Below are 25,213 nucleotides of genomic sequence, written 5' to 3'. Positions count from 1 at the left end.
AAATACCGATCCGGTATTCCCAGGCGGTTGTCAGATGCCGCCGAGCAAGTTCTTGACGCTGTTGGCGGCGCCGCCGCCACCCGACAGGATCTGCTGCAGGAAGGTGAGGTCCTTGCCGCCCGTCGGCGTGGTGCGCGAGATCATGTCGAAGACCTTGCCGTCCTGCATGGTGTAGTTGGCGCGCTGCGAAACCACGCCGTCCTTGTCGAAGTAGATCGCCAGGATCTGGTATGCGTCCGGCCAACCCATCTTGCGCATGATAGGAGTTGATGGTCAGCACGCCAGCGGTGCGTGCGCGCTGCCATAGACTCCCGGTGAACAGCCGCCGTCAAGCGGTGGAGGTGCGCACCGAAGATGAATTCCAAGCAGACGATTCTGGACCGCGAGTTGTTCACCCAAGCCCTGCGCCACATGGGCGAAGAAGACCTGCTGTACCTCAACCGGATGGTGGTCGAACGCTTGAACCTGCTGGCTCAGGCCAGGAGCACGGTGGAGCTGGCGCAGTTCGCCGAAGGCGACCGTGTTCAGTTCACGGCCAGCGATGGCAGCGTCAAGAGCGGCATCGTGCTGCGCCTGAACAAGAAAACCGCCAGCGTGCACACCGACGAAGGCCAGAACTGGAAGGTCTCACCAGGGCTGCTGCGCAAGATAGCCACCCGATGAACAAGGCCCCTGGCGTCGATGGCCAGGATCAGTCAGCCGGCTGCCAGCGGTGCGGCAACAGCTCGTTGATCCGACTGGCCTTGTGCGTGGGCAGCCGGGTGAGCACATCCTTGAGGTAAGCATACGGGTCGTGCCCGTTCATGCGCGCCGACTGGATCAGGCTCATGACGGCCGCTGCCCGCTGGCCCGCGCGCAGGCTGCCGGCAAACAACCAGTTGTTGCGTCCAATGGCAATCGGCCGGATCCGGTTCTCGATCCAGTTGTTGTCCGCCGGCAGTTGCGGGTCATCAATGAATCGTGTGAGCGCCGCCCAGCGCTTGAGGCTGTAGTCCAGCGCCTTGGCCGTGGCCGAGTTGCCCGCCACCTGCTGGCGCTGCAGCACCATCCACTGGTGCAAGGCATCCAGTATCGGCTGGCTGTGCTGCTGGCGAGTCTGTAGCCGCTGGGGTGCCGGGGTGTCCTGGACGTCCCGTTCGATCTCGTAGACCCGCGCGAACTGCGCCAGTGCGAACTCGGCAATCTGGCTCTTGTTGGCCGCGTGCAGGTCGAAGAACTTGCGCCGGGCGTGCGCCAGGCACCCAGCTTCTGTCACGCCCTGGCTGAAGCTGGCCTTGTAGCCGGCGTAGTCGTCACAGATCAGACTGCCCCGCCAGTCGCCCAGGAAGGTTCTGGCGTGTTCACCGGCGCGCGACTCGCAGAAGTCGTAGACCACCGCCTTCATGTCTTCAAACGCCCCCGGGGCATAGGCCCACAGGTAGGCCCGGTGTGTCTTGCCGTTGCCTGGCTTGAGCATGGCCACCGGGGTTTCATCGCCGTGCAGCACCCGGTGCCCGAGCACCTCAGTCTTGAGGGCATCGACCAGCGGCTGCAGCTGCGCGCCGCAGGTGCCCACCCATTGCGCCAAGGTCGATCTTGGAATGGCCAGACCGGCGCGGCCGAAGATGTTCTCCTGGCGGTACAGCGGCTGGTGGTCGGCGTACTTGGCCACCAGCACCTGCGCCAGCAGGCCGGCGGTAGGGATGCCTTTGTCAATGACATGGGCGGCCACCGGTGCCTGTGTGAGGGTCTGGCACTTCGCACAGGCCCACTTGCCCCGGATGTGACGCTCCACGGTGAAGACGCCGGGCACGTAGTCCAGCTTCTCGGCCACATCCTCGCCGATGCGCTTCAACTGGCAGCCGCACTGGCATGTGGTGGATGTGGGCTCGTGGCGAATCTCGCGCCGTGGCAGGCTCGCCGGCAGCGGCGCTCGCCTGGGTTGCTGCTTCTCGGGCGCAGCTGATGCCGGTCGCAGTTGCTCGATCTCATGCTCGACGGCCGCCAGATCGCCATCGAGTTCTTCTTCCAGCAGGTTGCGCTGCTCGGCGCTGTGGCGTTCGGATTTGGCGGCGAACTTCAGCCGCTTGAGCAGCGCGCATTCGTAGGCGAGCTTCTCGTTCAGAGCGCGCTGGTGGCGCAGTTCGGCCAGCAGGCGCTGGCTGACTTCACGCAGTTGCTCTGCGTCCAGTTCGCCCAGGGCCTGTTCGTCGATCACCATGAAGCGCAGTGTGCCCGTGCGCAATGGGCAAGACCATTGGCGCATCTCCCGATTGCCAGTGGCCAACCCGCACATCGAAGATTCAGACCACAGTGATGGCGCCTTGTGAGCCCATGCGCCGCCAGGGCAGGCCCAGCACCAGCGCATTGAGCTGGGCGTGCTCCAGCGCCACGTTCGGGCTGCCCGGCGGCGCCCAGACGAACTTGCCCTGGTGCAGCCGGCGCGCGGCCAGCCACAGACCCACGCCGTCGTGCACCAGAATCTTCATGCGGGTGGCACGCTGGTTGGCAAAGACGTAGGCGTGGTGTGGTTGGGCGGCGCCGAAGGTGGCTATCACCCGCGCCAGGGCGGTGTCGGTGCCAGCGCGCATGTCCAGCGGGGCCGTGGCCAGCCAGGCCGCATCGATACGGATCACTGCAACAACTCGCGCAGCATCTGGGCGCACTGCGCCGCCGCTGTCACCGGCCAGTCCATCGTGACGGTGGTGCCGTGGCGCTGGACTTCAATGTGGATGGCTTCGCATATGCCACTCACCGGTGCCGGCGCAGGGGTCACAGGCAGTGCAACGCGTTCCTGTGAAACCACCGACTGAACCGGCAGCGGCACGAAGGCGGGCGTGCCTGGCAAGGCCTTCTCCCGCAGCAGGCGCTGCTCGCGCAACCAGCGATGCACCATGTTCGGATGCAGGCCATGACTCAAGGCAACACCGGAGACCGACGCGCCACGCTCCCGGGTCTGCCGCAGAACCAGCGCTTTGAAATCGGCGCTGTACTCGCGCCGCAACCGGCGCTCTCCATCGATCAATCGTTCCATCGTCTCCACGATCTCCTTCGTGGGGACGATCCTCGATTACCGCCTTCGCTTCAAGATGGGTTTAGTTACCAGGCAGGTGCTGCTGACGCGGCTGAACTCCTGCACGTAGCCGTCGAAGGCCACGGGCATGGGCATGAGGTGTGGTCCGCCAGTGGGCGGTTGAAGCAGACATATGCTGCTCGCTTCCCGTGGACGACGGCTTGCTGCAGCAGGCCAAGTGCCAGCTGGGTTTTACCGGAGCCAGCCGTTCCTTGGATCCGAACGATGTGACTCGGCGCCTGGATGCGCGGCACCCACAGAGTCAGACCTTCAGAAAGAAACCGTGTCCAGCTTTGCAGATTGCCTGCCAGCGTGGTCACTTCAACCTTGCACCGCAGACGGTTGATGAGGAACGCATGAACCCGCTCCCTCACTGCATTGGGTTGTCCGGATCCCAAGCGGCTGAGGATCACGCCGCCCAGGGCTTGGCAATCGGTGCTGTCGAGAAGCCTTTCGCGAGGAAAGCCGATGGTGCCTGCTTCGCTCGATACGGTGGCGTCGGGCAGCACCAAAAAATGCATCAGCCTCACACTGCGTATTCCACGCGATGGCGGACACGACTCCATGCTGATGGCGGACAGTGTTCCAGCGTGATGGCGGACGCTGTTCCACGCTGAAGGCGGACAGCATTCCAAACTGATGTCGGGCACCTGCGGGGTGTTCCGAGTGACCCGAACGCGGCATACGCTGCCCGGTTTTTTTGACCGGAACCAGCGATGCCCACACCCAGGGTCACCATGAGCAAACTACGACACACACTGCAACTGCTGAACGGCGGGGCCTTGAGCACCCGTCAAATCGCTGCCGCCCTCGGCATCTCCAAATCCACTGTCAGCGAGATAGCCAGCTACGCTGCCTCTAGCATTTGTTTTCAGTGTTCCTGGCGCCGTGGAGCTGAGAGAGAAAAAACCTGTGGCCGGCGATACAGGCATGAATCTCACCCTTGCACTCAGATTTCTGGTGTCGAAAGAACCCAACCTGTTCCCTTCCACAGATAGGTATGGGTATCGAATCTCCAATGCGTTCGACCAACCGATGGCTACAAGCTTAAATAGCGGCGCATCGGAGGCAAAGGCGTCTCAGATTCTCGAACCGGGGAATGTGAAGCGCGTAGTCGAAGAACTGGAGGGCTGCGGCCTTGTGGTGTTGTGTGGCCGCAAGGCGCAACTTCTCACCAAGGAAATCGAACGTGCTGGCATGACGGTTGTGCATGCTTGGCATACCGGCAATCGGGCCCTCATTGCCAAGTACCAAGGGGAAGACGTAGCAAGAGCTTCTACAGCACTTGCACGCCAAGAACTGCGTGTTCAAAAGTGGGCCAAAGATTTGCTGGTGGCCATCCGCGCAGTGCGTGCAGCCTGACCCTTTGTTTTTCGGCTCCCTCGTTCTGCAGCGACATCGGAGGCATCACTGATCGTAAGTCGGTCAGAAGATGAAGTTCTCTGCTCGATATTTGTGCACCTTGCTCTGATCCCAGCAACGGCGCGGGTCTGGCCCATCCGTTCACGAGATATCCACAGGTTTCTCCAGCCCCGGTGGGGACAAGCCTCAGGTCGCTTGTTCGAATCTGGATGTCTATGCGCTGCAAGCGCTCAGATCTGAAGGCCTGCCTGCCATGACCGGGGCGGGGCACTGGACTGGAGCAGGGCGCTGTGCTGGCCAACAGGCCGCGGTCCGGTTGGGACAGGTTTACATCGGATCGTTCAAATATGAGCGCTTATCAGGATTGGGCGCTCTGATCTGATCCCCGCTCGTTGGCAGAAAACCAACAGCCGCCTCTTGCAGGGTGTCGTGACAGTCGAATCGAGGCAGTTCCATCACTGAGGACCTGCCATGAAAAGCTCCCTTTTCCCGTCCCATGAACGCGCGCTCAAGCGCCTGGGCTCCAACATCTCGCTGGCCCGACGACGGCGCTACTGGAGCCAGCAAGCGATGGCCGAGCAGATCGGTGTCTCGGTCAGCACCGTGCGGCGCCTGGAGGCTGGCGATGCGGGGGTTGCCATCCAGCACCTGCTCGGCGCTTTGGCGGCTTTCGGAATGATCGACCGGTTCAATGCCCTGCTGGACACCCCACAAGACACCATCGGCCTGCAGGTGCAAGACGCCGCATTGCCCGAGCGCATCCGGGGCCGCGCAGAAGGCGAGGCCGTCGAATGAGTGCAACCACCACGACTCCAACAGCCGGTGGTGCGATTCGGCCGGCAAGGCCAGTCCCTACGCTCGCCTACGGCCCGCGCAGGGACGAGATCCTCGGCATCACCATGGGGCAGTCCGAACAGCCTCTGGGGGTGCTGCACCATGTCAAGGACGGGCCCACCGAGTGCTCGCAGTTCCGCTTCGATCGGCGGTGGCTGGACAGGGAACATCCCTTCAGCCCGTCGCCCGATCTGCGCTGCCACCCCCACGGTCAGTGGAGAACCCGTCCGCAGGGCCAGGGAAGCCCGTTCTTTGCGGCCTTGGCGGACACACAACCCGACGGGTTTGCACAAGCCATCCTTGAGCGGGCACTGGGCGAGGCCACCCTCACCACCCATCCCCTCGCAGGTCTGGAGTCCCGCACACTGACGTCCCTCTGCGCGACCCACGACCTCTGCCGGCTCGGTGCACTGCGGATCCGGCCCAGGAACCCGGCACTGGCCGTGTCCGGCCGGCGCATCGACCTGCCTATCGGCGCAGAACTGGACACCATGGCCCGGGCAATTGCAGCCTTTGAGCGAGGGGAAGCCGACGAGCGCCAGATCCAGCTCCTGCTCTTCAGTGCCACCTCCCTGGGCGGCTCCCGTCCCAAGGTCTGCTTTGTTCAGGACGCACAGAAGCAGAATGGAGGAACGCTGGCGGTGGCCCGGCTGCCCAGCGTGTTCGATCGCTATCCGGTGGCCAAAGCGGAAATGCTCCTCGGACAGCTGGCCCGGGAAGCGGGCATCCGGGTGGTGGACATGGCGCTGAAGAACCTGTGCGAGGGATCGGTGCTGATCACCCAGCGATTGGATCGGGACATGGATGGCGGTCGAAAGCCCTACCTGTCCGCCCGAAGTCTGTTGCTCGCGGAAGAGGGCGAAAAACCGGACTGGCTCGATCTGCTGGCGGTCATGAGGACATGCAGCAAAGTTTTTGGGGCAGACGCCCGCCAGCTGTGGCTGCGCCTGGTGTTCATGCGGCTGATCAACGCCCGTGTGTCGCCGGGAAAGTTCGGCTTTGTGTACCGGTCCCTTGCTCGCTGGGAGCTGGCACCCGCCACCGCACTGCGCCCCGCCATGGAGCCCGAATGCCAACCGGCCCAGTCCCACATCCCGGGGCCGGGCCTGCGATGGGATGTGGATCAGCTGCTCAGGCGTTCGGCGGCATTCGGGATACCTCAGAACGAGGCACGCACGCTGCTCCAGAGGATGGTCGAGGTGGTCAGCCGATGGAAGGTGAAGGCCGAGCAGTACCCGGTGCGCATGACGAACACCGACATCGCATCACTTGAAGCGGCCATGGAGAACGCGCAGCTTCCGATGGCCCGGGAGTTGGTGGGCGGCCGGCGGCCATGAGCTCCAAGCCGAATGAGGCCGGGCCTGGCAGGTCGGGCAGGAGGGTGGGGGCTTGCAGGGTCCGAAGGCGGAATCCTTTTTTTTGCGCGCGTGTGTTTCTTGAACGGTTGGCGTGTATGCGTTCAGATTTGAACGTGCGTATTCCACACAGTGATTGCCCTCAACGCTGCTGAGTTTACCGATCGGTGCATCTGGTCAGGCTCGGCGTTGGTTTGTTCATAAATTTCCCTATCGGGGTATTTTCTTGCTAAGCGCACTGAGTCTATACATAATGCCCCGATCAGGAAATTTCTATGGCCGCCCGCATCGACTCTCCCACCTCTCTCGGCCAGGCCGGAGGTGTAGTTGAAGCTGATATTGCCCCAGGTATCGAGGGCGGCTTCGAGCGGCTTGCACCACTTGGCGGCGGCCCTCAGAATTTCCGGACCCTCATTGGCGATGTCGCGGCCCTCGTTGCGGGCGAGCACCATGGCTTCGAGTGCGACCCGGTTGGCGGCCGCACCGGCCTGGATGCCCATCGGGTGACCGATCGTGCCGCCGCCGAACTGCAGCACCACGTCGTCGCCGAACAGGTCGAGCAACTGGTGCATCTGGCCGGCATGGATGCCGCCGGAGGCGACGGGCATGACCTTCTTGATGTCGCCCCAGTCCTGCTCGAAGAAGAGGCCTCGTTGCAGGTCCACTTCGTTCTTCGTTTCGCGCAACACATTGTAGTAGCCCTGTACCGTCATCGGATCGCCTTCCAGCTTGCCGACGGCGGTGCCGGCATGCAGGTGGTCGACGCCGGCCAGACGCAGCCACTTGGCGATGACGCGGAACGAGATGCCGTGGTTCTTCTGGCGCGTATAGGTGCCGTGGCCGGCGCGGTGCATGTGCAGGATCATGTCGTTCTGCCGGCACCATTCCGAGATCGACTGGATTGCCGTCCAGCCGACGATCAGGTCGACCATGACGATGACCGAGCCAAGCTCCTTGGCGAATTCGGCGCGGCGGTACATTTCCTCCATCGTGCCGGCGGTGATGTTGAGGTAATGGCCCTTCACCTCGCCGGTCACGGCGGCGGCGTGGTTCACCGCCTCCATGCAGTAGAGGAAGCGGTCGCGCCAATGCATGAAGGGTTGCGAGTTGATGTTCTCGTCGTCCTTCATGAAGTCGAGGCCGCCCTTCAAGCCTTCGTAGACGACGCGGCCGTAGTTCTTGCCGGACAGGCCGAGCTTCGGCTTGGTGGTGGCGCCGAGCAGCGGTTTGCCGAACTTGTCGAGCCGTTCGCGCTCGACGACGATGCCGGTCGGCGGTCCCTTGAAGGTCTTCACATAGGCGACGGGGAAGCGCATGTCCTCGAGCCGTGCGGCCTTCAGCGGCTTGAACGAGAAGACGTTGCCGATGATCGAGGCCGTCAGGTTGGCGATCGAGCCTTCCTCGAACAGGATCAGGTCATAGGCGACGTAGCAGAAGTACTGCCCGGGCGTTCCCGGCACCGGATCAACCCGGTAGGCCTTGGCGCGGTACTGGTCGCAGGCGGTGAGGCGGTCGGTCCACACGACCGTCCAGGTGGCGGTCGAGCTCTCGCCGGCGACGGCGGCCGCCGCTTCGATCGGATCGACGCCGTCCTGCGGCGTGATGCGGAAGAGAGCGATCAAGTCGGTGTCCTTCGGCTCGTAGTGGCCGTCCCAGTAGCCCATCTGGGCATATTTCAGGACGCCCGCCCTGTAGCGTTCCTTGCCCTTGATCTCGGTTTTCGCATCGGCGTTCATGGCACTGTCCTTTCCTTGGTCGGATGGGAGTTCAGGCGGCTTCAGACCGCGCGTTTGAGGGTTTCAGGCTGCCGCTCGCATAGCGTTTGGCCATGTCGCTCATCGGGATGACCTTGATGCGCGACGCATTGCCCGCCGTGCCGAAGGCCTCGAAGCGGGCCTTGCAGACGGAGGCCATGGCATCCATGGCGGGCTTGAGGAACTTGCGCGGATCGAATTCGTCGCGGCGAGTATCGGCGACGCGGCGGAATTCGGCGGCGGCGGCCAGGCGCAGGTCGGTATCGATATTGACCTTGCGCACGCCGAACCGAATACCCCGGACGATCTCCTCGACCGGCACGCCATAGGTCTCGCGCATCTCGCCGCCATGGGCGTTGAAGATCTCCTGCCATTCCTCAGGGACCGAGGAGGAGCCGTGCATGACGATATGGGTGTCGGGAAGCCGGCGGTGGATCTTCTCGATCACGTCCATTGCGAGCACTTCGCCGGTCGGCTTGCGGGTAAACTTGTAGGCGCCGTGCGAGGTGCCGATCGCGACCGCCAACGCATCGACGCCGGTCTCGGCGACGAAGCGGGCGGCTTCGTCGGGATCGGTCAGCAATTGCGAGCGGTCGAGCGCGCCTTCGAAACCATGGCCGTCCTCGGCCTCGCCATGGCCGGTCTCGAGCGAACCCAGGCAGCCGAGTTCGCCTTCGACCGAGACGCCGACCATATGGGCCAGACGCGCCACTTCGGCGGTGATGCCGGCATTGTAGGCATAGTCGGCAGGCGTCTTGGCGTCCTCTTTCAGCGAGCCGTCCATCATCACCGAGGTGAAGCCGTGCTGGATCGCGGACAGGCAGGTGGAGACCCGGTCGCCATGATCCTGGTGGATGCAGAGCGGAATGTCCGGATACATCAGTTCCAGCGCTTCCATCATCTTGGCCAGCATGATGTCGTTGGCATAGGTGCGGGCGCCGCGCGAGGCCTGCAGGATGACCGGCGCATCGCAGGCCTTGGCCGCCTGCATGATGGCGAGGCCCTGTTCCATGTTGTTGATGTTGAAGGCAGGCACGCCGTAGCCGCGTTCGGCGGCATGGTCGAGCAATTGACGAAGCGTGATGCGGGCCATGGTCAGGCGTCCTCTCTGTGTGCGGGGGTGGGATTGGAGGTTCTTGTCATCGGCCGCGCCCGCCCTTGTTGTGGCCGATGAGCCGTAGCGCTTCCGCGACGACATGCTCGGCGGTGATGCCGAAATGCTTGTAGAGTTCGCCAGCCGGGGCCGAAGCGCCAAAGCCCTGCATGCCGATGAAGCTGCCGCGCGATCCCATCCAGCGGTCCCAGCCGAGCCGGCCGGCGGCCTCGATGGCGATGCGTGGTGCGCTGCCGAGGGTCTTGTTCTGGTAGGCCTCGTCCTGCGCCTCGAACTTCTCCCAGCTTGGCATCGAGACGACGGCCGCCTCTATGCCTTTTTCGGAGCGGAGCTTGTCGGCCGCAGCGACAGCGATCTCGACCTCGGAGCCGGTGGCGAGAAGCGTCACGTCGCGTGGCCCCTTGGCTTCCCGCAAGACATAGGCGCCGCGGGCGGAGAGGTTCTCGTCGCCGGGGACGGTGCGCAGCATGGGCAGGGCCTGGCGGGAGAGTGCCAGCACGCTCGGCGTCGCCTTTTCGGTGAGCGCAATCTCCCAGCATTCGGCCGTCTCGATGATGTCGGCCGGGCGGAAGACGTTGAGGTTCGGCGTGGCGCGCAGCATGGCGAGATGCTCGACCGGCTGGTGGGTCGGTCCGTCTTCGCCAAGGCCGATGGAATCATGGGTCAGCACGTAGACGACCGGCAGGCCCATCAGCGCCGAGAGCCGCATCCCGCCCCGGGCATAGTCGGAGAACACGAGAAAGGTGCCGCCATAGGGGATGAAGCCGCCATGCAGCGCGATGCCGTTCATCGCGGCTGCCATGCCGTGCTCGCGGATGCCATAGTGCAGGTAGCGACCCTTGAAGTTGCCGGCGGCGATCGGGGCCGTCTGCGAGGTCATGGTGAGGTTGGAACCGGTGAGATCCGCCGAGCCGCCGATCGTCAGGTCTGTCGCGCCGTTGATCACTTCCAGCGCCATTTGCGAAGCCTGGCGTGTTGCGACCTTGGTGGATTTCGCCTGGTGCTCTGCGCGGAACTTCGCCAGCCGACGCCCGACCTCGGCGCCGAGATCGCGGCCGATGGTCTGCTCATAGCGCTTGCGCGAGCGGGATGTCTCCCTGCGAATTTCCCAGGCTGTTCGGACAGCCTTGCCCCGGATGGCCACGCCTTCCCACGCCGACTTGATGTCGGACGGGATGAAGAAGGGCGGATGGGGCCAGCCGAGCTTTTCCCGCGTGGCGGCGATTTCCTTGTCGCCGAGGGCGGCGCCATGGGTCTTGTGCGATCCCTCCATGCTGGCGGCCCCCTTGCCGATCCTCGTGCGGCAGGCGATCAGCGATGGCTTGCGGCTCTTGCGGGCACGCTCGATCGCCTTGGCGACCGCTTCCGGATCATGGCCGTCCACGGCTTGTGCGTCCCAGCCGGCGGCACGGAAGCGGGCGAGTTGGTCCATGGAGGTGGAAAGCTCGGTCGCGCCGTCGATGGAGATTTGGTTGTCGTCCCACAGCACGACGAGTTTGCGCAACTTCAGGTGTCCGGCCAGATCGATCGCCTCGTGGCTGATCCCCTCCTGGAGGCAGCCGTCGCCGGCGACGACATAGGTGAAGTGATCTGAGAGCGACGAACCGAAGCGGGCGGCCATCATCTGTTCATCATCTGCGAAAAGTGCGGCGTCGAAGTCACACTGTCGCGCGTTCGCCGCGAGCGCATGGGCCATATCGAGCTCGCCGCTCCCGTTGCCCACATCTGGTTCCTGAAGTCGCTTCCCTCGCGCATCTCGACGCTGCTCGACATGACGCTGAAGGATGTCGAACGCGTTCTCTATTTCGAGAACTATATCGTCACCGAGCCGGGCCTGACCGCCCTCAAGGAGCACCAGCTCCTCTCGGAAGAGGAATACATGCTGGCCGTGGATGAATATGGTGAAGACCAGTTCACCGCGATGATCGGCGCCGAAGCCATCTATGAAATGCTGGCCTCGATGAACCTCGAGAAGATCGCCGGCGACCTGCGTGCCGAACTGGCTGAGACCACTTCGGATCTCAAGCAGAAGAAGCTGATGAAGCGCCTGAAGATCGTCGAGAACTTCATGGAGAGCGGCAACCGTCCGGAATGGATGATCATGAAGGTCGTCCCGGTCATCCCGCCGGACCTGCGCCCGCTGGTGCCGCTCGATGGCGGTCGTTTCGCGACGTCCGACCTCAACGATCTCTATCGCCGCGTCATCAACCGTAACAACCGTCTGAAGCGCCTGATCGAACTGCGCGCGCCTGGCATCATCATCCGCAACGAAAAGCGCATGCTGCAGGAATCCGTGGACGCGCTGTTTGACAACGGCCGTCGCGGCCGCGTCATCACCGGCGCCAACAAGCGTCCGCTGAAGTCGCTGTCCGATATGCTCAAGGGCAAGCAGGGCCGCTTCCGCCAGAACCTGCTCGGCAAGCGCGTCGACTATTCCGGCCGTTCGGTCATCGTGACCGGCCCGGAACTGAAGCTGCACCAGTGCGGCCTGCCGAAGAAGATGGCGCTCGAACTGTTCAAGCCGTTCATCTATGCCCGCCTCGACGCCAAGGGTTATTCCTCGACCGTCAAGCAGGCCAAGAAGCTGGTCGAAAAGGAAAAGCCGGAAGTCTGGGATATCCTCGACGAGGTCATCCGCGAGCATCCGGTTCTCCTGAACCGCGCACCGACGCTGCACCGCCTGGGCATCCAGGCCTTCGAACCGATCCTGGTCGAAGGCAAGGCCATCCAGTTGCACCCGCTCGTCTGCACGGCCTTCAACGCCGACTTCGACGGCGACCAGATGGCCGTTCACGTGCCGCTGTCGCTCGAAGCCCAGCTTGAAGCCCGCGTGTTGATGATGTCGACGAACAACATCCTGCACCCGGCCAATGGCGCACCGATCATCGTTCCGTCGCAGGACATGGTTCTCGGCCTCTACTACCTGTCGATCCAGAACCAGAACGAGCCGGGCGAGGGCATGGCCTTCTCCGACATGGGCGAGCTGCAGCACGCCCTGGAAAACAAGGTCGTTACCCTGCACTCCAAGGTGAAGGGCCGCTTCAAGACGGTTGACGCCGAAGGCAAGCCGGTTTCGAAGATCTATGAAACGACCCCGGGTCGCATGATCATCGGCGAACTTCTGCCGAAGAACGTCAACGTGCCGTTCGACATCTGCAACCAGGAAATGACCAAGAAGAACATCTCCAAGATGATCGACACGGTCTATCGCCACTGCGGCCAGAAGGACACGGTCATTTTCTGCGACCGCATCATGCAGCTGGGCTTCAGCCACGCCTGCCGCGCCGGCATTTCGTTCGGCAAGGACGACATGGTCATTCCGGAAACCAAGGCGAAGATCGTTGGCGACACCGAGTCCTTGGTCAAGGAATACGAACAGCAGTACAATGACGGTCTGATCACCCAGGGTGAGAAGTACAACAAGGTCGTCGACGCCTGGGGCAAGGCAACCGAAAAGGTCGCCGAGGACATGATGGCCCGCATTAAGGCCGTCGAGTTCGATCCGGAAACGGGTCGCCAGAAGCCGATGAACGCCATCTACATGATGTCGCACTCGGGTGCTCGTGGTTCTCCGAACCAGATGCGCCAGCTGGGCGGCATGCGCGGCCTGATGGCCAAGCCGTCGGGCGAAATCATCGAGACGCCGATCATCTCGAACTTCAAGGAAGGCCTGACCGTTAACGAGTACTTCAACTCGACCCACGGTGCCCGTAAGGGTCTGGCCGACACCGCCTTGAAGACCGCGAACTCCGGCTACCTGACCCGTCGTCTCGTCGACGTGGCGCAGGATTGCATCGTCAACCTCGTGGATTGCGGCACCGACAAGGGCCTGACCATGACGGCGATCGTCGACGCCGGTCAGGTCGTTGCATCGATCGGCGCGCGCGTTCTCGGCCGTACGGCGCTCGACAACATCGACCATCCGGTCACCGGCGAGCGTATCGTCGATGCCGGCCGCATGATCCTCGAGGCCGATGTCGTCGAGATCGAAAAGGCCGGTATCCAGTCGATCCGCATCCGTTCCGCTCTGACCTGCGAAGTGCAGACGGGCGTCTGCTCGATCTGCTACGGTCGAGATCTGGCCCGCGGCACGCCGGTCAACATGGGCGAAGCCGTCGGCGTCATCGCGGCACAGTCGATCGGCGAGCCGGGCACCCAGCTCACCATGCGTACCTTCCACCTGGGCGGTACCGCGACCGTGGTCGACCAGTCGTTCCTGGAAGCCTCGTACGAAGGTACGGTGCAGATCAAGAACCGCAACATGCTGCGCAATTCCGAAGGCAATCTCATTGCCATGGGCCGCAGCATGGCCGTGACGCTCCTCGACGAGCGTGGCGTCGAGCGCTCCTCGCAGCGCGTGGCTTACGGTTCGAAGGTCTTCGTCGATGATGGCGACAAGGTGAAGCGCGGCCAGCGTCTGGCCGAGTGGGACCCCTATACCCGCCCGATGATGACGGAAGTCGAAGGCATCGTGCATTTCGAGGACGTGGTCGACGGTCTCTCGGTGCTCGAGGCGACCGACGAATCGACCGGCATCACCAAGCGTCAGGTCATCGATTGGCGTTCGACCCCGCGCGGTTCGGACCTCAAGCCGGCGATCGTCATCAAGGACGCCTCCGGTAACGTGCTGAAGCTGTCGCGTGGTGGCGAAGCCCGCTTCCAGCTCTCGGTCGACGCGATTCTCTCGGTCGAACCGGGCCAGAAGGTCTCCCAGGGTGACGTTCTCGCGCGTTCGCCGCTGGAAAGCGCCAAGACCAAGGACATCACCGGCGGTCTGCCGCGTGTTGCCGAACTGTTCGAGGCCCGTCGTCCGAAGGACCACGCCATCATCGCCGAAATCGATGGTACGATCCGGCTGGGCCGCGACTACAAGAACAAGCGTCGCGTCATCATCGAGCCGGCGGAAGACGGCGTCGAGCCGGTCGAGTACCTGATCCCGAAGGGCAAGCCCTTCCATCTTCAGGACGGCGACTATATCGAAAAGGGTGACTACATCCTCGACGGTAACCCGGCACCGCATGACATCCTGGCGATCAAGGGCGTCGAGGCACTCGCCTCGTACCTCGTCAACGAGATTCAGGAAGTCTATCGCCTGCAGGGCGTCGTGATCAACGACAAGCACATCGAGGTGATTGTTCGCCAGATGCTGCAGAAGGTCGAGATCACCGATGCTGGCGACAGCCAGTACATCGTCGGCGACAATGTCGACCGGATCGAACTGGACGACAACAACGAGCGTCTGATCGAGGAAGGCAAGAAGCCGGCTTACGGCGAACCGGTCCTTCTCGGCATCACCAAGGCTTCGTTGCAGACCCCGTCGTTCATCTCGGCCGCATCCTTCCAGGAGACCACCAAGGTTCTCACGGAAGCTGCGATCGCCGGCAAGACCGACACCCTGCAGGGCCTCAAGGAGAACGTCATCGTCGGCCGCCTGATCCCGGCTGGTACCGGCGGCACCATGACGCAGATCCGCCGCATCGCTTCCTCGCGCGACGAACTGATCCTCGAGGAACGCCGCAAGGGCACGGGCGCCGATCTGGCCACCCCGATGCTGCAGGATTTGGCCTCGGCCGAAGAGGCTCCGGCCGCCGAATAAGGGCCGCCGACCTGCGGGCGATTATGTCGCATCGCAAGTTTGACGAATGACAGGCGCCCGGGGCTTCCGGGCGCCTTTTTTGTTTGCACCCTCCAAGCCCTGGCTCTATTCATTGATCTAGAACAAGGCTGCACATTATAATCATTCTAAAATGATCTTCGTTCACAACCGAACGGAGGCTATAATGAAAAGCTTATTTACTTCGGCCGCAGTCCTGGTCCTGGCAACGACGGCATTTGCTGCCGATCCTGCCCCGGCAGATTTGCGGGCGTCAGCCCTGGAAATTTTCAAGCCCCTGCCGTCAACCACGCCGGCAGTGACCAACAACCCGATCACTCCTGACAAGATCGCGCTCGGAAAGGCGCTGTTCTTCGATCCGCGGATTTCGGCTTCGGGCGTTTTCTCGTGCAATTCGTGCCACAATCTCGGCACCGGTGGCGACGACAATCTCGAGACCTCGATCGGCCACGGCTGGCAAAAGGGTCCACGCAACTCGCCGACGGTGTTCAACGCCGTCTTCAACAGCGCCCAGTTCTGGGACGGCCGGGCAGACGACCTGGCGGCACAGGCCAAGGGCCCGGTCCAGGCCGGTGTTGAAATGGCCAACACGCCCGATCAGGTCGTTGCCACGCTGAAATCCATGCCGGACTATGTCACCTGGTTCAAGGCGTCCTTCCCCGGCGCGACTGGATCATCCGCAACGCCCCCGTGCCGATCGGCACCGTGCCGCTCTACCAGGCGCTGGAAAAGGTCGGCGGTATCGCCGAGGACCTCAGCTGGGAGATCTATCGCGACACGCTGATCGAACAGGCCGAACAGGGCGTCGACTATTTCACCATCCATGCCGGCGTGCGGCTCCATTACATTCCGCTCACCGTCAACCGCGTCACCGGCATCGTCAGCCGCGGCGGCTCGATCATGGCCAAGTGGTGTCTGCATCATCACAAGGAGAGCTTTCTCTACGAGCATTTCGAGGAGATCTGCGACATAGCCCGCGCTTACGACGTCTCCTTTTCGCTCGGCGACGGCCTGCGCCCTGGCTCGATCGCCGATGCCAACGACGCCGCGCAGTTCGCCGAGCTGGAAACGCTCGGTGAACTCACGCAGATCGCCTGGGCAAAGGATTGCCAGGTGATGATCGAAGGCCCCGGCCATGTGCCGATGCACAAGATCAAGGAGAACATGGACAAGCAGCTGAAGGTCTGCGGCGAGGCGCCGTTCTATACGCTCGGGCCGCTGACCACGGATATCGCGCCGGGCTATGACCACATCACCTCCGGCATCGGCGCCGCCATGATCGGCTGGTTCGGCACGGCCATGCTCTGCTACGTCACGCCGAAGGAGCACTTGGGACTGCCGGACCGCAACGACGTCAAGACCGGGGTCATCACCTACAAGATCGCCGCCCACGGCGCCGATCTCGCCAAGGGTCACCCCGCCGCGCAGGTTCGCGACGATGCGCTGTCGCGCGCCCGCTTCGAGTTCCGCTGGGAAGACCAGTTCAACCTGTCGCTCGACCCGGAGACCGCCCGCTCCATGCACGACGAGACCTTGCCGAAGGAAGCGCACAAGGTCGCCCATTTCTGTTCGATGTGCGGGCCGAAATTCTGCTCCATGCGCATTTCCCACGATTTGAGGGCGGAGGCGCAGAAGGAAGGGCTGGAAGCGATGGCCGCGAAATACCGCAAGGGCGGCGACCTCTACATGCCGGTCGCGGACGCAGCCGAAGCGCAGCCGGGAGAGTGAGATGACGGTTCTGATCAAGGGGGCCGGAGTCGCCGGCCTCACCGCAGCCTTCGAACTTTCCCGCCGCGGCATCGCCGTCGAGGTGATGGACGCCGCCGACAGGGTCGGTACGGGTGCCTCCACCTATGCCGGCGGGATGCTCTCACCCTACTGCGAACGCGAGGCGGCTGAGGAAGCGGCGCTCACGCTCGGGCTTCCCTCTGCCGACTGGTGGGCGCAGGCCGTCCCCGGCGAAGTGTTCCGCAAGGGGACGCTGGTCATCGCCGCCAGCCGCGACAGCGTCGAGCTCGACCGCTTCGCCTCCCGCACACGCGGATACGAATGGGTGGGCGGAAATACGATCGGCGAACTCGAGCCGGATCTCGCCGGCCGCTTCGACCGCGCGCTGTTCTTCCCCGAAGAGGCCCATCTAGACCCGCGCAAGGTGATGACCGGGCTCTACGAGGCGCTGGTCGAAAAAGGCGTGCGCTTTCACCTCGGCTGCATCGAAGCGCCGGAAACGGTCTATTCGGCGGTCGTCGAATGCACCGGCGCGGCGGCGATCGCCTCGACGCCAGGATTGCGCGGTGTGCGCGGTGAGATGCTCTTCCTCGCAACCGCGGAGATCACCCTTTCGCGGCCCGTCCGCCTGCTTCATCCCCGCCATCCGCTCTACATCGTGCCGCGCGAGGACCATCGCTTCATGGTCGGGGCGACGATGATCGAGACGGACGACGACGGTCCCATCACGGCGCGTTCTGTAATGGAGCTCCTGAACGCCGCCTACGCAGTGCATCCCGCCTTCGGCGAGGCCCGACTCGTCGAGACCGGCGTCGGCGTCCGCCCCGCCTTCGCCGACAACCTGCCGCGCGTGCTCGAGCAGGAGGACGGCTTTTCGATCGCCGGCATGCACCGCCACGGCTTCCTGCTCGCCCCCGCAATGGCGGGGCAGTTGGCCGACAGGCTCTGTGCCGCCGACCATGACCCCTTCCAGGCCCAGGGAGCGCTGCAATGACCTACATCGTGAACGGTGAAACCGTCGAAAGCGCCGCCGTGACGCTTGCCGACCTCCTCATCGTCCTCGAATACGAGGGCGAATGGCTGGCGACCGCGGTCAATGGCGAGCTCGTTCACCGCGAGGACCGTACCGCCTGCCGGCTCACAAACGGCGACCGGATCGAGATCCTCTCGCCGATGCAGGGAGGCTGAGATGCTGCAACTCTATGGGACGCAGATCACCTCCCGCCTCCTCCTCGGCACGGCGCGCTACCCCTCACCTGCGATCCTCGCTGAAGCTGCACGCCGCTCCGGCACCGAGATCGTCACCGTCTCCTTGCGGCGGGAGACCGCCGGCGGCAGGACCGGCAGCGCCTTCTTCGACTTCGTCCGCGGCTTCGGCGTACGGGTACTGCCCAACACCGCTGGCTGCCACAGCATCTCGGAAGCCGTGCTGACGGCGAAGATGGCGCGCGATCTCTTCGGCACCAACTGGGATCAAGCTCGAACTGATCGGCCACCACGACACTCTTCAGCCGGACCTGTTCCAACTGGTCGAGGCGGCACGCATCCTCTCCGCCGAAGGCTTTGAGGTCTTTCCCTATACGACCGACGACCTGGTGGCAGGCGAGCGGCTGCTTGCCGCGGGCTGCAAGGTTCTAATGCCATGGTGCGCACCGATCGGCACTGCCGCCGGGCCCCAGAACGTTTCGGGACTTCGTGCGATGCGGGCGGAATTCGCGGACATTCCGCTCATCGTCGATGCCGGGATCGGCCGTCCGTCCCATGCCGCTGCGGTGATGGAACTCGGCTTCGATGCTGTCCTCCTCAATACCGCGGTCGCCGGAGCCGGCGATCCCCCGGCGATGGCCGAAGCCTTCGCGGAAGCCATCGCCGCCGGCCGAAGAGCCCATCGCGCCGGCCTTCTTCCACCGCGCGACATGGCCGTTCCTTCCACGCCCGTCATCGGCAAGGGAGTTTTTGCATGAGGCTCGATCCGTTCTACCTGATCGTCGACAGCGCCGCATGGCTCGAGCGCCTCATACCCCTCGGGGTCAGGCTCGTGCAATTGCGTATCAAGGACATGCCGCACGCAGCGCTCCGCGAAGAAATCCGCCGTTCGCGCATCCTCTGCGCGGGGGCGGGTTGCCAGCTGATCATCAATGACTACTGGCAGATCGCCATCGACGAGGGATGCGATTTCGTTCACCTCGGTCAGGAAGACCTCGCCGAAGCCGACGTGGCGGCGATCCGCGCCGCTGGCATGAAGCTCGGCATCAGCACCCATGACGAGGCGGAACTTGAAACGGCCCTTGCGGCGGAGCCGGACTACGTGGCGCTCGGGCCGGTCTATCCGACAATCCTTAAGCAGATGAAATGGGCGCCCCAAGGCCTGAACAAGCTTTCCGTCTGGCGACGGAGGATCGGTACGCTGCCGTTGGTTGCGATCGGCGGCCTCACCCTAGACCGGCTTGACGGCGTCTTTTTCCATGGAGCCGACAGCGCGGCCGTCGTCACGGATATATCCTTGAACGCCAGGCCGGAGGACAGGACTCGAAAGTGGATCGAGAAAACGGCTAAGCGGCGCGGCGATCCGGCTTAAGGCGGCGCCGTTATGATCTAACGAACACGCAGCCCGTGTTCCTGCCTGGAGACGAATTTTTTGAAATGGTTAGTCTTTCCGCCGGATGTGTCGTCCTGATAAAGAAGGACAGCTTCGACTTTTTGAAGATCGCGAAGAATTCGTCCCACTCAATCTCGCTGAAGCCTTCTTCCAGCTCGCCCGAAGTCGATGCGGAGAATCCCGTTGCCACCGCCAGCAGCAACACCCTTGGCAGGCCGTCCTTTGGCACTTTTCGACCCAACCCTTGATTGTTCAGTGCATATTCGTCGTCTTCGCATCGCTCATTCGAATATCTGTTTGATGACCATGTCTGTGGTTTGCCGGCGGTTCAGGGGCGGAGATTCCCGCTGGAGCCGGACCCGCCCCGGTGACGAAAGCTCCTTGGAAGTCCACTCGCAGGCGAACGTTACTGCGGCGCCTTGACTGGCCGATCCCCGGTCTTCATCGCATCAGTCACGGTCTTTTTGCGGGGGTCCTGCAGATTCTCGCCCACTGCATCGCGGTCGATATCGGGATCGTCCTTTGCCGGAAGATAGCCTCGCGGCCTATTCTCCTTGGGACCTTCCCAACGCGGGGACTGGCTGGTCGTGCCAGGGATGCCGTCACGCGGTTCGTTGATGGCCATTTTACTTCTCCTTGATGTTAGCTTTTCTCTTTCGCCCTGCGGGCTTCGGCCAAGGTATTGACCCTTCCGTCGATCACCCCCCGATCGCAGGCCCCCGTTTGATCCACGTCTCCTTCGAGAATGACGGTGTAGAGCTTTTCATTCAGGAAGGCGGAGCTTCGAGTGGTGGAAATCCCCTCGGCCGGCTTCGCCGCAAGATCCGGGAAATCCCCTTCCGCCTCGGCTGCCACAAGTCGGGCATCGCCGGGCGAAATGGCTCTCACGACGACCTCGCCCTGCATCAGACTGTTCTGCCAGTTGTGACCTGAGCCCCTGAACTTCCTCCAGATTTTGGTAGGGTCCGTCACATCAAGGAGACGGACGAATGAAGCGTTCACCCGACGCCACCCTTCTGGTTCGCAATGGTGATGATCCGATTTTTCTCGAGAGTCATTCCGCACCTGCCGCTGGTTGACTAAGGCGCCGGATTTTCGCCAGCTCCAGAATGACGGAGTCAGGCTCGATGGCACTCTGGTGTACTATCAGATCGAAGCCCCACCGACCACGGGCTTTCTCGATTTCCTGCTGGTAATCCCGACCTTTGTGGAAGTAGCAGCGGAGCAAAGGATTACGGACCGTCCATGGTTCCGCAAGCGCGATCAAATGGTCGAGTTCAGCCAGCGCTCTGGCGGAAATGGCGTCGCAGTCTGGCAGTTTCGTTTGCGCATCCTCGATTCGTATGGCGTGAATGGCACCCCGAGCACCAGTTTCGGTGATCGCCATGCGAAGGAAACTGGCCTTCTTATGGTTGCTCTCCACCATGTCGACCCAACCAGCACCTCGTTCCGCCAGCAGTATTGCGGTGATGACGCCGGGGAAGCCGCCGCCGCTTCCGAGGTCGATCCAATGTTTCGGTCCCGGAGCAATCTTGAAGATCTGCGCGCTGTCGGCAATGTGTCGTTCCCAGAGATTATCCTTGGTGGACGGCGCAACGAGGTTGATCGTTCGCGCCCACCTCTGAAAAAGACTCGTAAAACGATCGAAGCGTTCGAGCGTTTCACGTGAAACGTTTACACCAAGGACCTCCATGAAATTCTTCTCTTTCATCATCCCGCCCTGCGCATCGGCTCAGCTTTCCGCAGGCAAGCGATCAACAACGAAACCGCGGCCGGCGTCATCCCATTGATCTTCTTCGCCTGAGCGACCGACCACGGGCGGGTGGCAGTCAATTTCTGCTTGAGCTCGTTCGACAGCCCGGGCAGTTCCGAATATTCAAAATCCGCAGGAATACGACGGTCTTCCTCGCTCATCACGTCACTAATATCGGCGGTTTGTCGAATGATGTAGTTCGAATAGAGAGCATCGATCGAAACGCCCGCTGCGATCTGGTCCGGGACATCGCTGAGATGCGGCCATATGCGGCATAGGTCGGACCAGCCAAGGTCCGGATAGGAGAGTAGTTCACGCGCTGTGCGCCGCTTGCCATCCTGATTCACGGAAATGCCGGCACTCATCGCCTCGACCGGCGTAACGGTCAGCTCCTCGAGTTCCGCATACTTCGATATCCGATGCGAAGCATAGGTGCTGAAACGCGACGCTCGTGCGCTTCCCACGCAACCAAGTTCCATGCCGAGGGGAGTCAGGCGCATATCCGCATTGTCGGCACGCAGGGAAAGCCTATATTCGGCCCTCGACGTAAACATGCGATAGGGCTCGGTCACCCCCGCACTCGTCAGATCATCGATCATCACGCCGATATACGACTGTGTTCTGCTGAACACGACCCCGTCGTTACCACCAGCGAGCCGAGCGGCATTGATCCCCGCAACCAGGCCCTGAGCTGCGGCCTCTTCATAGCCCGTGGTGCCATTGATCTGGCCAGCCAGGAAGAGCCCCGGGATCTTCTTCACTTCGAGCGTGGGCTGAAGCTCTCGAGGATCGACATAGTCATACTCGATCGCGTAACCGAATTGCAGGATCTGCACATCCTCCAATCCGGGTATGGAACGAATATACGCCTCCTGGACCTCTTCAGGAAGAGAAGTGGAAATTCCGTTGGGATAAACAGTATCGTCATCCAATCCCTCGGGCTCAAGAAAGATTTGATGCCCATCCCTATCGCCGAAACGCATGATCTTATCTTCGATAGAAGGACAGTAGCGCGGTCCTATACCTTCGATCTGACCGGAATACATGGCCGAAAGGTGAATATTATCCCGGATAATCTTGTGCGTTTCTTCTGTCGTCCGGGTTATACCACAGCTGATCTGCGGGGTATCAATCCGATCGGTCATGAAGGAAAATGGTATCGGATCCGAATCGGCTTCTTGCCGCTCAAGGCTATCCCAGTGGATCGTCTTGCCATCCAGCCGAGCCGGCGTACCGGTCTTCAGTCGCCCCATTCTCAGTTGAGCCGCCTCAAGTCCAGCACTGAGACCAAGCGACGGAGCTTCCCCGATTCGACCAGCCGGGATCTTCCGATCACCGATGTGAATAAGGCCACGCAAGAAAGTGCCGCTGGTCAGAACCGCCGCGCGACAGGCAAATTCCCGTCCATCTGCCAGGGTCAAGGCACACACGGCGCCGCTCTTGTCGACAGAGAAGGATGCGACATCGCCCTCGATGATCTGGAGGTTGTCCAACTCCGCCAGAGCCGCCTGAACGGCCAGACGATAGAGCTTGCGATCGGCTTGCGTGCGAGGACCCCAGACTGCCGGACCCTTGCGCCGGTTCAGCATGCGGAACTGGATGCCGCCGAGATCCGCGCACCGACCCATGATGCCATCCAGTGCATCGATCTCCCGCACCAGATGGCCCTTGCCCAGGCCACCGATCGCCGGATTGCACGACATGGCACCGATCGTATCCGCGCGATGCGTCAGCAAGGCAACATTCGCGCCCATGCGGGCAGCAGCAGCGGCAGCCTCCGTACCGGCATGGCCACCGCCAATGACGAGCACATCAAAGCTCTTGTCTGTCATCTCAGTCCTCAACCGTTAATCAAGACTTCCAACGCGCCCAGCGCATTGGTCCTGTTTCACGTGAATCACTTGCCGACGCAGAATTCGGAAAAGATCTTTCCGAGCAACATTTCCACATCAATGCGACCGGTTATTCGCGCCAGGGCGTCTGACGCCCGCCGAAGATGCTCGGCGCGCATCTCAAGGCCCAGATGGGTATCGGCAATCGCCCGACGGACCTCATGAAGCGCTTCGTTAAGCTGCTGTCCATGCCTTAGGCGACTGGGAATCGCAAGGGAAAACGCCCCCACCCTCGCCTCGACGTGGGAAAGGACCTTCTCCTTAAGGTTGTCAATCCCCAACCCCGACGCGCTGGAAACCAGAATATCGCCAGTTGGTTTCATATCCGAATCAATCGGCAGATCACATTTGGTGAGAACCCGGATCACCGGCAATCCGGCGGGCACTTCGACGAAATCAACAGGCTCCGAACCATCTCTCAACGAGAGCACAAGATCCGCTTCCTCCATCTTGGCCAAGGCGCGACGGATTCCCTCACGTTCTACCGGCTCGGCAGTCTCGCGAAGACCGGCCGTGTCATAGAAGTGAACCGCAAACCCGCCTATATCGAGCTCGATATGCAGGATATCGCGCGTTGTCCCTTCATACTCCGTCACGATAGCCACATCGCGTCCAGCCAAAGCATTGAGAAGGCTGGATTTTCCGGCGTTCGGGCGTCCCGCGATCACCACCTTGAAGCCGTCGCGGATAATCTCTCCGGTCTTCAGGTTCGCCAGCGCCCGCTCGAGTTCCGCGGCAAAGTCGTGCATATCGGCCCACACGCGTTCCGACACCGAACCTGGAATATCCCCTTCGTCGGAGAAATCCAGTTCCGCCTCGATCATCGCACGGGCCTCGACGAGCTTCGCCCGCCATGTCTCATACACCGCAGACAGGCCGCCGCTGCTTTGTTCGACGGCAAGACGCCGTTGCATCTCCGTATCGGCTGCCAGAAGGTCTGAGAGGCCTTCGATCTCGACGAGATCCAGTTTGCCGTGCTCGAAGGCGCGTCGGGAAAATTCTCCGGCCTCGGCCATCCGACAATTGTCAAAGGAACCCAGTTCCTCGAGCACGATACGGATCAGCGCACGACCACCGTGAAGATGAAACTCGAGGCAATCCTCGCCGGTAAACGAATGCGGGGCTGGAAACCACAGCACCAGCGCTTGGTCGAGCATGAGACCGTTGCGGGAACGAATCGAACGAAGGGCGGCCTGGCGAGGCTCAGGAAGTTTGCCCGCCAGTTCCTGACATATCGCGCCGGCCATTGACCCACTGATGCGCACGATCGCCACGCCCGAGGGCAGGGCGCCGGACGACAGAGCAAAGATTGTTTCGCGGACAGTCATGCGCATGACGATCGACCTCATATCCCATCGCGGAGTTCGATACGGAAGCGAATCGAGCGGCAGTGTGAACCGCCGCTCGCCGAATACTCATCAATAGCCCGACGGAGTGCCGACTCAGGTGTTCATCGAGTCGAAGAAGTCGCCATTGTTCTTGGTCTGCTTGAGCTTGTCGATGAGGAACTCGATCGCATCGGTCGTGCCCATGGGAGCCAGGATGCGACGCAGTACAAAGATCTTTTGCAGATCCTGACGCGGTACGAGCAGGTCTTCCTTGCGGGTACCGGATTTCAGAATATCCATCGCCGGGAAGATGCGCTTGTCGGCGACCTTGCGGTCGAGCACGATTTCCGAGTTGCCGGTACCCTTGAACTCTTCGAAGATGACTTCGTCCATGCGGCTGCCGGTATCGATCAGCGCCGTCGCGATGATCGTCAGCGAGCCGCCTTCCTCGATGTTACGAGCTGCACCGAAGAAGCGCTTGGGGCGCTGCAGGGCGTTGGCGTCGACACCGCCGGTGAGGACCTTGCCGGACGACGGCACGACCGTGTTGTAGGCGCGACCGAGGCGCGTGATCGAGTCGAGCAGGATGACCACGTCGCGACCGTGTTCGACCAGGCGCTTGGCCTTCTCGATCACCATCTCGGCCACCTGCACGTGGCGCACGGCAGGCTCGTCGAAGGTCGAGGACACGACTTCACCGCGCACCGAGCGCTGCATGTCGGTCACTTCTTCCGGCCGCTCGTCGATCAGCAAGACGATGAGATAACATTCCGGATGGTTGGCCGTGATGGAATGGGCGATGTTCTGCAGGAGAACGGTCTTACCGGT

General features: G+C 62.3%; 20 protein-coding genes and 6 pseudogenes (1 of these 26 running past the window's edge). 12 read left to right on the top strand and 14 right to left on the bottom strand.

The window, feature by feature from the left end; all coding sequences use genetic code 11:
• Window positions 1-30: 30 nt before the first annotated feature.
• The gene (locus tag DD542_RS22885) at window positions 31-258 is read right to left on the bottom strand and encodes a hypothetical protein (protein WP_241559629.1); all 228 of its coding nucleotides are present in this window, start codon (window positions 256-258) and stop codon (window positions 31-33) included.
• 96 nt (window positions 259-354) lie between these two features.
• On the opposite strand from DD542_RS22885, the gene DD542_RS22880 reads away from it, so the two are divergent.
• Window positions 355-663 (top strand): hypothetical protein, encoded by a 309-nt coding sequence (locus tag DD542_RS22880; protein WP_127807186.1) that lies wholly within the window; start codon window positions 355-357, stop codon window positions 661-663.
• 28 nt (window positions 664-691) lie between these two features.
• Here the strand turns inward: DD542_RS22880 and DD542_RS22875 are convergent, their stop codons facing one another.
• The 4 genes from DD542_RS22875 to DD542_RS23640 form a co-directional block, all read right to left on the bottom strand.
• On the bottom strand, window positions 692-2,200 hold the full coding sequence (locus tag DD542_RS22875) for an IS66 family transposase (RefSeq protein WP_127807185.1): 1,509 nt from the start codon (window positions 2,198-2,200) through the stop codon (window positions 692-694).
• Between the two features lie 82 nt (window positions 2,201-2,282).
• Complete coding sequence (tnpB, locus tag DD542_RS22870; protein ID WP_127807184.1) at window positions 2,283-2,615, bottom strand: IS66 family insertion sequence element accessory protein TnpB; 333 nt, start codon at window positions 2,613-2,615, stop codon at window positions 2,283-2,285.
• Window positions 2,612-3,013, bottom strand: coding sequence for a transposase (locus DD542_RS22865; RefSeq protein ID WP_127807183.1), 402 nt, complete (start codon window positions 3,011-3,013; stop codon window positions 2,612-2,614). Before DD542_RS22865 ends, tnpB begins: the two co-directional genes overlap by 4 nt.
• Before the next feature lie 65 nt (window positions 3,014-3,078).
• A complete protein-coding gene (locus DD542_RS23640; protein ID WP_164868461.1) occupies window positions 3,079-3,573 on the bottom strand; it encodes a DNA/RNA helicase domain-containing protein in 495 nt (164 codons plus the stop codon).
• Window positions 3,574-3,982: 409 nt separating this feature from the next.
• Between DD542_RS23640 and DD542_RS22850 the strand changes: the two genes are divergently transcribed.
• The 3 genes from DD542_RS22850 (at window position 3,983) to DD542_RS22840 (ending at window position 6,585) form a co-directional block, all read left to right on the top strand.
• Window positions 3,983-4,414: a hypothetical protein gene (locus DD542_RS22850; RefSeq protein WP_164868460.1), complete on the top strand. Its 432-nt coding sequence runs from the start codon at window positions 3,983-3,985 to the stop codon at window positions 4,412-4,414.
• 471 nt (window positions 4,415-4,885) lie between these two features.
• Window positions 4,886-5,209: a helix-turn-helix transcriptional regulator gene (locus DD542_RS22845; RefSeq protein WP_127807180.1), complete on the top strand. Its 324-nt coding sequence runs from the start codon at window positions 4,886-4,888 to the stop codon at window positions 5,207-5,209.
• Window positions 5,206-6,585 (top strand): HipA domain-containing protein, encoded by a 1,380-nt coding sequence (locus DD542_RS22840; RefSeq protein WP_127807179.1) that lies wholly within the window; start codon window positions 5,206-5,208, stop codon window positions 6,583-6,585. The genes DD542_RS22845 and DD542_RS22840 overlap by 4 nt, the downstream gene beginning before the upstream one ends.
• A 341-nt stretch (window positions 6,586-6,926) precedes the next feature.
• Here the strand turns inward: DD542_RS22840 and DD542_RS22835 are convergent.
• The 3 genes and pseudogenes from DD542_RS22835 to DD542_RS22825 all read right to left on the bottom strand — a co-directional run.
• Window positions 6,927-8,339, bottom strand: a pseudogene (locus tag DD542_RS22835) (form I ribulose bisphosphate carboxylase large subunit); the annotation flags it as partial.
• A 31-nt stretch (window positions 8,340-8,370) separates the two neighbouring features.
• The gene (gene fba, locus DD542_RS22830) at window positions 8,371-9,450 is read right to left on the bottom strand and encodes a class II fructose-bisphosphate aldolase (protein ID WP_127807178.1); all 1,080 of its coding nucleotides are present in this window, start codon (window positions 9,448-9,450) and stop codon (window positions 8,371-8,373) included.
• Window positions 9,451-9,496: 46 nt separating this feature from the next.
• A complete protein-coding gene (locus DD542_RS22825) occupies window positions 9,497-11,092 on the bottom strand; it encodes a transketolase (RefSeq protein WP_241559829.1) in 1,596 nt (531 codons plus the stop codon).
• Window positions 11,093-11,101: 9 nt separating this feature from the next.
• On the opposite strand from DD542_RS22825, the pseudogene rpoC reads away from it, so the two are divergent.
• From rpoC to DD542_RS23740, 8 genes and pseudogenes are all read left to right on the top strand, one after another.
• Window positions 11,102-14,923 (top strand): annotated as a pseudogene (rpoC, locus tag DD542_RS22820) (DNA-directed RNA polymerase subunit beta'); the annotation flags it as partial.
• Window positions 14,924-15,218: 295 nt separating this feature from the next.
• Window positions 15,219-15,701 (top strand): annotated as a pseudogene (locus tag DD542_RS24300) (cytochrome-c peroxidase); the annotation flags it as partial.
• Window positions 15,702-15,748: 47 nt separating this feature from the next.
• Window positions 15,749-16,813 (top strand): annotated as a pseudogene (gene thiC / locus DD542_RS22810) (phosphomethylpyrimidine synthase ThiC); the annotation flags it as partial.
• A gap of 1 nt (window position 16,814) precedes the next feature.
• Complete coding sequence (thiO, locus tag DD542_RS22805) at window positions 16,815-17,807, top strand: glycine oxidase ThiO (protein ID WP_127807177.1); 993 nt, start codon at window positions 16,815-16,817, stop codon at window positions 17,805-17,807.
• Complete coding sequence (gene thiS, locus DD542_RS22800) at window positions 17,804-18,001, top strand: sulfur carrier protein ThiS (RefSeq protein ID WP_127807176.1); 198 nt, start codon at window positions 17,804-17,806, stop codon at window positions 17,999-18,001. The genes thiO and thiS overlap by 4 nt, the downstream gene beginning before the upstream one ends.
• A gap of 1 nt (window position 18,002) precedes the next feature.
• Window positions 18,003-18,777: pseudogene (locus tag DD542_RS22795) on the top strand (thiazole synthase).
• A complete protein-coding gene (locus DD542_RS22790) occupies window positions 18,774-19,391 on the top strand; it encodes a thiamine phosphate synthase (protein WP_127807175.1) in 618 nt (205 codons plus the stop codon). The pseudogene DD542_RS22795 and the gene DD542_RS22790 overlap by 4 nt, the downstream one beginning before the upstream one ends.
• A 35-nt stretch (window positions 19,392-19,426) precedes the next feature.
• Window positions 19,427-19,660: a hypothetical protein gene (locus DD542_RS23740; protein WP_206610707.1), complete on the top strand. Its 234-nt coding sequence runs from the start codon at window positions 19,427-19,429 to the stop codon at window positions 19,658-19,660.
• A 158-nt stretch (window positions 19,661-19,818) separates the two neighbouring features.
• Here DD542_RS23740 and DD542_RS22780 read toward each other — a convergent pair whose 3' ends face one another.
• From DD542_RS22780 to rho, 6 genes and pseudogenes are all read right to left on the bottom strand, one after another.
• Window positions 19,819-20,037 carry a hypothetical protein gene (locus tag DD542_RS22780; RefSeq protein WP_206610706.1) on the bottom strand — a complete coding sequence of 73 codons (219 nt, stop codon included), beginning with the start codon at window positions 20,035-20,037 and terminating at the stop codon, window positions 19,819-19,821.
• Window positions 20,038-20,054: 17 nt separating this feature from the next.
• On the bottom strand, window positions 20,055-20,318 hold the full coding sequence (locus DD542_RS22775) for a hypothetical protein (RefSeq protein ID WP_127807174.1): 264 nt from the start codon (window positions 20,316-20,318) through the stop codon (window positions 20,055-20,057).
• A 148-nt stretch (window positions 20,319-20,466) separates the two neighbouring features.
• A complete protein-coding gene (gene rsmG, locus DD542_RS22770) occupies window positions 20,467-21,126 on the bottom strand; it encodes a 16S rRNA (guanine(527)-N(7))-methyltransferase RsmG (RefSeq protein ID WP_206610705.1) in 660 nt (219 codons plus the stop codon).
• A complete protein-coding gene (gene mnmG / locus DD542_RS22765; RefSeq protein WP_127807173.1) occupies window positions 21,123-22,997 on the bottom strand; it encodes a tRNA uridine-5-carboxymethylaminomethyl(34) synthesis enzyme MnmG in 1,875 nt (624 codons plus the stop codon). The genes rsmG and mnmG overlap by 4 nt, the downstream gene beginning before the upstream one ends.
• A 65-nt stretch (window positions 22,998-23,062) precedes the next feature.
• Complete coding sequence (mnmE, locus tag DD542_RS22760; RefSeq protein WP_164868459.1) at window positions 23,063-24,391, bottom strand: tRNA uridine-5-carboxymethylaminomethyl(34) synthesis GTPase MnmE; 1,329 nt, start codon at window positions 24,389-24,391, stop codon at window positions 23,063-23,065.
• Window positions 24,392-24,499: 108 nt separating this feature from the next.
• Window positions 24,500-25,213, bottom strand: a pseudogene (rho, locus tag DD542_RS22755) (transcription termination factor Rho) (its annotated part continues 378 nt past the right edge of the window); the annotation flags it as partial.

This window comes from Hydrogenophaga sp. NH-16 (assembly GCF_004006415.1).
GTDB classification, from domain to species: domain Bacteria; phylum Pseudomonadota; class Gammaproteobacteria; order Burkholderiales; family Burkholderiaceae_C; genus Hydrogenophaga; species Hydrogenophaga pseudoflava.
This window is presented reverse-complemented; position numbering and strand designations above follow the sequence as displayed.